This is a genomic window from Plantactinospora endophytica, from assembly GCF_016862915.1.
Taxonomy (GTDB): Bacteria; Actinomycetota; Actinomycetes; order Mycobacteriales; family Micromonosporaceae; genus Plantactinospora; species Plantactinospora endophytica.
In genome coordinates this window covers 55,089-63,979 of sequence record NZ_BONW01000035.1, presented here as the reverse complement: position 1 = coordinate 63,979, position 8,891 = coordinate 55,089, and the positions used below count along the sequence as shown (strand labels likewise).

9 protein-coding genes are annotated in these 8,891 nt (G+C 72.7%); 2 read left to right on the top strand and 7 right to left on the bottom strand.

Annotated elements, in window-relative coordinates:
- Positions 1-100: 100 nt before the first annotated feature.
- Entirely contained in the window at positions 101-418 is a 318-nt protein-coding gene (gene sugE, locus Pen02_RS30975; protein WP_203869692.1) for a quaternary ammonium compound efflux SMR transporter SugE, read from the bottom strand.
- 10 nt (positions 419-428) lie between these two features.
- Positions 429-1,181 carry an SDR family NAD(P)-dependent oxidoreductase gene (locus Pen02_RS30970; RefSeq protein ID WP_203869691.1) on the bottom strand — a complete coding sequence of 251 codons (753 nt, stop codon included), beginning with the start codon at positions 1,179-1,181 and terminating at the stop codon, positions 429-431.
- Positions 1,182-1,399: 218 nt separating this feature from the next.
- Between Pen02_RS30970 and Pen02_RS30965 the strand changes: the two genes are divergently transcribed.
- Positions 1,400-2,437, top strand: coding sequence for a LacI family DNA-binding transcriptional regulator (locus tag Pen02_RS30965; RefSeq protein ID WP_203869690.1), 1,038 nt, complete (start codon positions 1,400-1,402; stop codon positions 2,435-2,437).
- An 83-nt stretch (positions 2,438-2,520) separates the two neighbouring features.
- On the opposite strand, the gene Pen02_RS30960 is transcribed toward Pen02_RS30965, so the two are convergent.
- The gene (locus tag Pen02_RS30960; RefSeq protein ID WP_203869689.1) at positions 2,521-3,177 is read right to left on the bottom strand and encodes a TetR/AcrR family transcriptional regulator; all 657 of its coding nucleotides are present in this window, start codon (positions 3,175-3,177) and stop codon (positions 2,521-2,523) included.
- Between the two features lie 68 nt (positions 3,178-3,245).
- Between Pen02_RS30960 and Pen02_RS30955 the strand changes: the two genes are divergently transcribed.
- Positions 3,246-4,130 (top strand): NAD(P)-dependent oxidoreductase, encoded by an 885-nt coding sequence (locus Pen02_RS30955; RefSeq protein WP_203869688.1) that lies wholly within the window; start codon positions 3,246-3,248, stop codon positions 4,128-4,130.
- A gap of 13 nt (positions 4,131-4,143) precedes the next feature.
- Here Pen02_RS30955 and Pen02_RS30950 read toward each other — a convergent pair whose 3' ends face one another.
- The 4 genes from Pen02_RS30950 to Pen02_RS30935 form a co-directional block, all read right to left on the bottom strand.
- Positions 4,144-5,067, bottom strand: a complete 924-nt coding sequence (locus tag Pen02_RS30950; RefSeq protein ID WP_203869687.1) for a bifunctional helix-turn-helix transcriptional regulator/GNAT family N-acetyltransferase — start codon at positions 5,065-5,067, stop codon at positions 4,144-4,146.
- Positions 5,068-5,255: 188 nt separating this feature from the next.
- Positions 5,256-6,602 carry an FAD-dependent oxidoreductase gene (locus tag Pen02_RS30945; protein WP_203869686.1) on the bottom strand — a complete coding sequence of 449 codons (1,347 nt, stop codon included), beginning with the start codon at positions 6,600-6,602 and terminating at the stop codon, positions 5,256-5,258.
- A gap of 246 nt (positions 6,603-6,848) precedes the next feature.
- Positions 6,849-7,217 (bottom strand): TcmI family type II polyketide cyclase, encoded by a 369-nt coding sequence (locus Pen02_RS30940; RefSeq protein WP_203869685.1) that lies wholly within the window; start codon positions 7,215-7,217, stop codon positions 6,849-6,851.
- A gap of 664 nt (positions 7,218-7,881) precedes the next feature.
- Positions 7,882-8,670 (bottom strand): AfsR/SARP family transcriptional regulator, encoded by a 789-nt coding sequence (locus Pen02_RS30935; RefSeq protein WP_239141581.1) that lies wholly within the window; start codon positions 8,668-8,670, stop codon positions 7,882-7,884.
- Between the last annotated feature and the right edge of the window lie 221 nt (positions 8,671-8,891).

The following is an 8,891-nucleotide window of genomic DNA, read 5'->3' as shown; positions in this document are numbered from 1 at the left end:
TGGCGTCGGCTCCCGCCTGGCGTCGGCTCCCGCCTGGCGTCGGCTCCCGCCTGGCGTCGGCTCCCGCCTGGCGTCGGCTCCGGCCTGGCGTCGGGCGCCGTCAGGTGTCGACGGCCTTCAACCCGACGATGCCGATCGCGATCAGGGCCACGAAGGCCAGCCGGGCCGGGCTGAGGCTCTCGCCGAGGGCGACGATACCGGCCAGGGTCACCCCGACCGCTCCGACACCCACCCAGACCGCGTACGCGGTGCCGACCGGGAGGCTGCGCAGCGCGAGCGAGAGCAGCACGAAACTCAGCAGCGCGGTCGAGCAGGCCAGCACGGTCGGCCCGAGTCGGGTGAAGCCGTGGGTCTGCTTGAGCGCCAGCGCCCAGACGACCTCCAGCAGGCCGGCGAGGATCAGTATCAGCCAGGCCATGACGTCCCCCTCATGCCGCGAAGCCGCCGTCGACGGTGATCGAGGTGCCGCTGATGTACCGGCCGCCCGGCCCGGCGAGGTGGCTCACCGTGGCGGCGATCTCGGCCGGCTCGGCGTACCGGCCGAGGGCGATGTAGCCGCGCTCGGTGTCGGCGGTCTCGCCGTCGGCCGGGTTCATCTCGGTGTCCGTCGAGCCCGGATGTACCACGTTGACGGTGATGCCCCGGCCGCCGAGGTCGCGGGCGAGGCCCCTGGTCAACCCGACCAGCGCACTCTTGCTCATCGCGTAGAGCGCGACACCGGGGTACGGGACCCGCTCGACGAAACAGCTTCCGATGCTGATCACCCGTCCGCCGTCGGCCATGTGCGGCACCGCCGCCCGGATCGTGAGGTAGACGCCCCGGACGTGTACCGCGAGGGTGTGGTCGAGTTCCCGGACCGAGGTCTCCTCGATCGACCCGTACGGGAACACGCCCGCGTTGTTCACCAGGATGTCGAGCCGGCCGAACTCGGCGGCGGTGCGTTCCACGGCGGCGGTCACCGCGTCCGGGTCGGCGCTGTCGGCGGCGATCGCCAGCCCGCGCCGGCCGTGCGCGGTGACGTCCCGGACCACCCGGTCGGCCCGGTGCTCCGCCCGCAGGTAGGTCAGGGCCACGTCGGCGCCGTCCCGGGCCAGGGTACGCACGATGGCCGCACCGATGCCCCGGCTTCCTCCCGTCACCAACGCGACCTTGCCGGCCAGTGGTTCCACGGCGCTCCTCATTTCTGTATCGATCGACACAATAATTGGATGCTAAGCCACCCCGGCCGGTCGGAGCAAGGCACCGGGCACCTCGCGCGACGGTCAGGTCCCACGGAAACCCGGCCGGAGCGCCGCGTCGACACTGTGGACCGACCCCGGCCGACCCGACGGTAGGGTGCGGATGCCGGGCGGGGCGCCGGCCGGGACGTCACCGTCGACCACCTTCTCGGGGCCGCCACATGACCAAGCGATCGTCCGGAACCATCACCCTGATGGACGTGGCCCACGAGGCCGGCGTGTCGGTGGCCACCGCGTCGCGGGTGCTCAACGGCAACGGCAGCCGCCGGGTCCGGGCAGATCTGATGGACCGGGTGCTCGCCGCCGCCGCCGCGCTGAACTACTCCGCCAACGCCCAGGCCCAGGCGATGGCCCGGGGCCGCACCAACGTGGTCGGACTGCTGGTGCACGACATCGCCGACCCGTTCTTCTCCTCCATCGCGGCCGGCGTGATGCGCGCCGCCGAACGGCACCGCTGCATCGTGATGATGTACAGCACCACCGGCCGGGCGGAGCGGGAACTCGAATACCTGGTGACCCTGCGCGGCCAGCGGCCCCGCGCGGTCATCCTGGCCGGCAGCCGTACCGCCGACCGGGAGCAGCGGGAGCGGCTCGGCGTGGAGTTGCGGGCCCTCGATCAGGCCGGTGCCCGGGTCGCGCTGATCAGTCAGCACGTCCTGCCGATCGACACCGTGCTGCTGGAGAACCGGGAGGGTGCGCGACTGCTCGCCCGCAGGCTGGTCGAGCTGGGACACCGCCGGTTCGCCGTACTCGCCGGGCCCCGGCACCTGCTCACCGCCCGGGACCGGCTCGCCGGCTTCCAGGCGGGACTGGCCGACGGCGGGATCGCCCTGCCCAGGACGCAGGTGGCGTACGGCGACTTCACCAGGGACGGCGGTTACGCCACCATGCGGGACCTGCTGGACCGGGAGCTGCGGGTCAGTTGTGTCTTCGCCGTCAACGACGTGATGGCGGTCGGGGCCATCTCGGCGCTGCGGGACCACGGGGTGCCGCTGCCCGGCGGGATGGCGGTGGCCGGCTTCGACGACATCGTCACGCTCCGGGACGTCACCCCGTCGCTCACCACGGTGCGGCTGCCGCTGGAGGAGGTCGGCACCGCCGCGCTGGAACTCGTCATGCAGCCCCGGTCCGTCCGCCCCCGGCTACGCCGGATCCGGGGCGAGGTGGTCGTCCGCGACAGCACACCGGCACTCACCTGACCGCGCGCCCGCTCGAACTCTCCACCGAACAACAGGACGACGACGAGGGTTGCCTCCGGCCGAGCTGGTTCTGCAAGCGCCGGTCAGGGGTGGGACGGGTGGGTCGGCGCGGTGCCGGCCATCCGGCGGCTGTGCGCGACCAGCGCCGGATAGTCGGTGGCGACGCCGCGCAGCAGGGCTTCCACCGCCCGTTCCACGTCGGCGCTGCCGGTCGCGGCGTGCCCGAACAGGGCGCGGTAGTGCACCAGCGCGCCGAGCATGTCCAGCACCAGCTCGCGGTCGACGTCGGCGCGGAGGTCGCCCCGGGCGGTCGCCCGGTCGACCATCTCGGCGACGGCGGCTCGCGGCGGCGTGAACAGCGTCGTCATGAAGGTTTCGCGCAGCGCCGTCACCGAGGCGCAGTCGGCCAGCAGCGGTGCCAGCACGTCCGGCCGGATCCGGTCGAAGAGCGTGACGAAGATGGTGATGCCCTCGTGCAGGTCGCACAGGGTGCAGCCGGTGTCGGGGGCGCGGGCGGTGCCGAGGCGTACGGCGAGTGCGGCGAGCACCAGGCGGGGGCGGTTGGCGAAACGCCGGTAGATCGCCGGTTTGGTGGTGCCGGCCCGGCGGGCGACCTCCTCGACCGTCAGGGCGACGTAGCCGACGTCGTCGAGTACGGCCAGCGTGGCGTCCAGCACCGCGCGGTCGATCTGCGGGTCACGGGGGCGGCCACCCCGGGACGGCACGGGTACGGGTTCCACGCTTGCCAGGTTACCTGATACGTTACGAGCCGGACCGGAATGCTTCTTTGTGTGGAGGTGGGTCGACGGTGGACGTTTCCGTCAGCGTGCTCGGGACCGGGGCACTGGGCACGGCACTCGCCCGGCTGCTGCTCGACCGGGGGCACCGGGTGACGGTCTGGAACCGTACGCCCGGAAAGGCGCAGGCCCTCGGCGCGGCCGGCGCGGCGGTCGCCGGCTCGCCGGACGCGGCGGTCGCCGCCGGTGACCTGGTGTTCCTCTGCCTCACCGACTATCCGGCGGTCGACCAGGTGCTGGACGCCGTCACCGACGCGCTGCCCGGCCGGGTCGTCGTCAACCTCGCCACCGGCGCGCCCGAGCCGGCACAACGGACGGCGGACCGGGTCGGCCGGGCCGGTGCCGACTACCTCGACGGCGTGCTCCAGGGCAGTCCCGGTCAGCTCGGCGGTGCCGGCATCACCCTGCTGCACAGCGGTTCGGCGGCGGCGTTCGGCACCTACCGGTCGACCCTGGAACAGCTCGGCACCACCCACTACCTCGGCCCGGACCCCGGCCAGGCGTGCCGTTACGACCTCGCGTTGCTCGGCCTCTGGTACGAGGCACAACTGGCCTACCTGAACGCGATGGTGCTGGTCGGCGCCACCGGTCCCGACGAGCTGGCGGCCTTCGCCGGCCTCGCCGGCCGCCAGCTCGGCTACGTCACCGGGGCGACCGGCGAGACCGCCCGCGAGGTCGCCGAACGCCGCTACCCCCGGGGTCCGGCCGACCTGACCGAGCACGCGCCGGTGCTGGACGAACTGCTGCGCCAGCGCGGGACGGCGGGTCTGTCCACCGCGCACCTGCGGCACCTGCGGGATGCCGTGCGGCGGCGGATCGACCAGGGGCACGGCGCCGAGGGGCTGACCGGGGTGATCGAGGAACTCGGCGCGCTGCCGGTCACGCCGCGCCGCTGAGCGGATCGACGGCTCACAGTCGCCGCCACCAGGTCTGCTCCACCAGGTCGTGGCCGAAACTGTGGTGCGGGGCCTGGTCGCGCAGCTCGAAGCCGGCCTTCTGGTAGATCCGCCGGGCCTCGCCGAGTACGTCGTTGGTCCACAGCATGATTTCCCGGTAGCCGGCCTGCCGGGCGAACCGCAGGCACTCGTCGACAAGCCGGCTGCCGATGCCCATGCCCCGGGCCGCCGGCTCGACCAGCAGCAGCCGCAACTGGGCCACCTCGTCGTCCCGGCGGACGCAGAAGACGGAACCGACCGGAGTGCCGTCCAGCTCGGCGATCCAGGCATTCTCGCGCTGCGGGTCGCGCTGGTCGGCGTACTCGGCGACGATCCGGGCGATCAGTGCCTCGCAGGTGACGTCCCAGCCGTACTCCTCGGCGTAGCGGACCCCGTGCCGGTGCACCACCCAGCCGAGGTCGCCGGGTCCGACCGGCCGCAACAGGTACGCCCGGGGCGGCACCGGCTCGCCGAGTACTCCACGGATCGTCCGCATCGCCTCGACCAGCCGTCCCCGGTCCGTCTCGGTCAGCCGGGCCAGCAGCGCCTCGATCTCGGCCTGGGTCCGCTCGTTCAGCAGGTCGTAGGCCGCCCGCCCGGCCTCGGTGAGCGTGACCACCTGCCGGCGCGCGTCGACCGTCGACTGGCTGCGCTCGACCAGCCCGTCGGCGGCGAACCGGGACAGGATCCGGCTCAGGTAGCCGGGGTCCAGCGCCAGTTCACGACGGAGCGCCGGCACCTCGGTGGCGGGGCGCTGGGCCAGTTCGTAGAGCACCCTGGCGTCGGCGAGCGAGAAGGGCGTACGGACCAGTCCCTCGTCGAGCGCGCCGATGATCCGGGTGTAGAAGCGGTTGAAGTCGCGTACCACGGTGGCCTGCGGGGTCAGGGACGAACTCATCTGACTATTTCAACAAATTCTTTGCCGATGTCAACAGTTTGCTGAGCGGCTGGTGGCCGGGTGGCCCGAAGTCTGCTGGTGGCTGGTGGCCGAAGTCTGCTGGTGGCCTGGTGGCCTGGTGGCCTGGTGGCCGGGTGGCCGGGTGGCCAGGTGGCCGGATGGTCGGGTGGGCAGCGGCGGGCCGGAGGTCAGGTTTCCGCGCCCCGGTAGTTGTACAGCTCGTCGACGAACCGGCGGCGCAGCGGCGGGAGCCGGCTGGTCACGCTGAAATAGCCGCGTGCGGCCAGCATGGCGAGCCGGCCGATCACGGGCTTGTAGATCGGATCGTCGCCGTTGGTGCCGTTGGTACGCAGCGAGTCGGCGACCCGGGCGAAGCCGTACCGGATCATCTCGCTCTCGTAGTCCGCGACGCCGCCGAGCAGCGGCTTGGCGCCGGCCGCCGCCGCGACCAGTTGCCGGTGCAGCAGCGCGGCGTCCCGCAGCGCGGTGTTGGCGCCCACCCCGCGCCCCGGCGTCATGGTGTGGATCGCGTCGCCGAGCAGGGTGACGTTGCTGCTCGGCCAGGGCTCGACCGGTACCGAGGTGGCGACCTTGATCGGGATGACGCTGTTGACGTCCGCCCGCCGCAGCAACTCGCGCAGGTGCGGATGCCAGTTCCGGGTCAGGTCCCGGGCGACCTCGGCCAGGCGTTCGCCGCGCAACTGCATCACGTCCGGCGGAAACCGGTCGGCGGCGCTCCAGACGATCAGGTTGATGCAGTCCCGGGTGTTGTCGAAGAGCAGTCCGGGCCACTGCGCGAGCAGCCGGGCGTCGGTCACCCCGACTCCGGGCTTGACCGAGCCACACTGGTCCCACTTGAACTCCATCACGTGCAGCACGCCCATCACACCGCCGGCACCGAAGATCAGGGAGATGCCCCGGTGCATCTCCTCGGTGAGCAGTGCCCTGGTCTGCTCGGTCAGTGGGATCTTGTTGGCGATGTTGATGCTGCCGGCATCCCTGACCTTCGCGTGCGGCAGGTACTGCCGGCGTACGGCGGAGTGCGTACCGTCGGCGGCGACCAGCAGGTCCCCGGTGGCCGAGGTGCCGTCCGAGAAGTACGCGGTCACCCGGTCGTCGTGCTGCTCGTAGTGCGTGAACGTCTTGCCGAAGTGCACCACGTCGTCCATCCCGGTCAGCAGCACCTGACGCAGGGTCATCCGGGACACCGACTGGTCGATGCTGGTCGGATCGGCGTCGGGGCGCAGCGCGAAGGACGCCGTACGGTGCAGTTGGCCGGTGAGCACGTTGAAGTATCCGGGCGCCCGGGCAGTGGTGGCGAGGAACGTGGTGAACAGGTCCGGTGGCAGGCACTCCCGCAGCGCCCGGCAGCCGGTCGGGTTGACCCCGACCCGGTAGCCGAGCAGGCCGTCGCTCCGGTTGCGGTACCGCTCGTAGACCGCGACGCTGATGCCGGCCCGCCGCAGGCCGTGTGCCAGGCACATGCCCCCGGTACCGGCGCCGATGACGATCACGTGTATCGGTCTGGCGGGCATCGGACCTCCTCCGTGGTCGTCGCCGGTCGGCGTACCCGGACTGGTGGGGCGAGGCGGTGCACCTCGGTTCCAGCCGGGCTCCGCCGTACCCGGGCTCGTGCCGGCGCCGGTCGTCGGCGGCTCGGCGGGTGTCGGTGTACGCCTCGGACCGGTGGCGGTCGCGGCGGCGCGGGACGGTTCGGTCGCGGCAGTGCATCTCAGCCGGGCGCACCGAGAGGCTGACCGCCTGGGACGGTTCGGTCGGGGTCAGTTCGGGCTGCCGGCCGGGGTCGCCGACGGCGTTGCCGCCGTCGCCCCGGGGCCGTCCCACCGGTAGAAGCACCGGGCCATCGCGTCGCGCGGCGACCGCCAGGTCGGCGAGTACGGCGAGATGTACTCGCCCAGCCGCTGGGTGACGCTGACGAAGAGCGGATGCCGGTTGGCCTGCTCCAGCCGGGCGGGCCCGGACTCGTCCGTCTCCATCAGGTGCAGGCAGAGATCGTCGAGGTGGTAGAGCGAGCGGTGCCGCACACCGGTGACGGTGTGCAGGTCGGTGTTGTCGGACTCCGAGAAGATCTTCGCGATCTCCTCCACGGTGCCCGGGACGATCCTGCCCACGATCAGCACACGATTCATCTCGTCTCCCACTGGCTGCTAGGACCCCGCGACTGCTGCGGCGGCGGGGCCGCTCCGACTCTGGCTGCGCCGACCCGGCCGGTCGCCCAGGCCGGGCGACCGGGCCCGGTTCCGGGTCCGGCGGGCGTCCGGACCCGGCTGCGGACCGGACCACCTGGCCGGCCGCCCGGTCGGGCTCGATCACCATGCCGCCGGTGACGTCAACCGGCCGTCACCGGCGGATGCCGCCACCGTCGTCCTGCGGTGACGCGCCGGTGACGGCGCCGACGCCACGATGGAGGTCCGTCCGATCGGCACCCCCTCGGGCGGAGACCGCCGGGCCAGCCCCGGCCATCGCCCGGTCACCCACCACCGGGCCACCCACCGCCGGGTCACCTGTCGCCCGGCTCCGCCCGGCGCCCGCCCGTCCGTCCGACCGGAACGAGCCCGACATCCGGGACCGCCCGACATCCGGGGACCGCAGTGCCGCCAGGATCTCCGGCGTCGACGTGTCCGCCGCCAGGATCTGCGCAGTCGAGGTGTCCGCCGCCGGGTTCTCCGTCGTCAGGGTGCCGTCGTCAGGGTGCTGTTTCCCGCCGTCAGGGACGCCGGCAGGACCTCCGAGTTGTCCGAGCGTTGTGGACCTTCCGGCGTCGCCGGCCGTCGCCGGCCTCGGCGGCGATCCTCAACGCCGTACCGGCATCGCCGGCTGCGCCGGGCGGCCGGGGTACGGCTCGGCGTGTGCGGGCGGCGGCCGGGAACCCGACAGGCGTACTCCCGGCGGCCGGGAGATGGGTGCGAGCAGGTCGCTGAGCAGGGCGCACATCGTCTCGGACGGCTCCAGTTGCAGTTCGCGGAGCAGCAGGTCGCGGTAGACGTAGAAGGCTTGCAGCGCCTCGTAGGCGTTGCCCTCGGCGAGGTGGATCTCGACGATCAGGCGGTGCGGCGTCTCGCGCAGCGGCTCGGCGCGGACTGCCTCCAGGGCGGCCTGCAACGCCTCACCGTGCTGCCCGGTCCGCAGGTGGCCGCGGGCGATGTCCTCCAGCATGTGCAGCCGCAGTTGGCGTAGCCGCTCCCGTTCCGGCAGCACCCATTCGTCGTACCAGCCGGGGAGCAGGTCGTGCCGTCCCGCGCCACGGATCCTCGCCGCCCAGCGCGGGTCGCCGTCGCTGATCCGCTCGGCGGCCCGGACGAGGTCGTCGATGTCGAGCCGGACAACCGGGTCGAGCCGGACGGTGTCGCCGCTGGTGAGTACCGGACAACTGCCGTCCTGGCGCAGCCGCCACAGTGCCGTACGCAGCGAGGACATCGCCCGCTCCTCCGGGGTGTCCGGCCACAGCAGACCGGCCAGGTGTGCCCGGGTCGCGCCCGGGCGCAGCCCGACCAGCGCGATGATCCGTTGCAGCCCGCGTGGTACGACCACCGGCACCCCGTCGTGCAACAGGCTGAAGCCGTCCAGCAGGAACAACTGGATCGTCCGGCCGGGCTGCCGCTCTGGCGGGTGGGCGGGCGCCCGGCGCGCCCCGTCGTGCGGCGCGCTCTCCTCAGGAGTCACGGCCCACCCTCCTGCACCCGGAACCCGTGTCCCGAAGTCCGCTTCACCCGGACCGCCCCGTCCAGCTCTCCGGTATGCCGATGCCGCTCCGAGCGCCGCCCGGTAGGCCGACCGGCACCGCAAACTGTGACGAAGGTTAT

What these genes read in the sequence shown, in the direction of transcription:
- sugE (WP_203869692.1), bottom strand. Translation starts at nt 418, where the DNA reads ATGGCCTGGCTGATACTGATCCTCGCCGGCCTGCTGGAGGTCGTCTGG.
- Pen02_RS30970 (WP_203869691.1), bottom strand. Translation starts at nt 1,181, where the DNA reads ATGAGGAGCGCCGTGGAACCACTGGCCGGCAAGGTCGCGTTGGTGACG.
- Pen02_RS30965 (WP_203869690.1), top strand. Translation starts at nt 1,400, where the DNA reads ATGACCAAGCGATCGTCCGGAACCATCACCCTGATGGACGTGGCCCAC.
- Pen02_RS30950 (WP_203869687.1), bottom strand. Translation starts at nt 5,067, where the DNA reads ATGAGTTCGTCCCTGACCCCGCAGGCCACCGTGGTACGCGACTTCAAC.
- Pen02_RS30945 (WP_203869686.1), bottom strand. Translation starts at nt 6,602, where the DNA reads ATGCCCGCCAGACCGATACACGTGATCGTCATCGGCGCCGGTACCGGG.
- Pen02_RS30940 (WP_203869685.1), bottom strand. Translation starts at nt 7,217, where the DNA reads ATGAATCGTGTGCTGATCGTGGGCAGGATCGTCCCGGGCACCGTGGAG.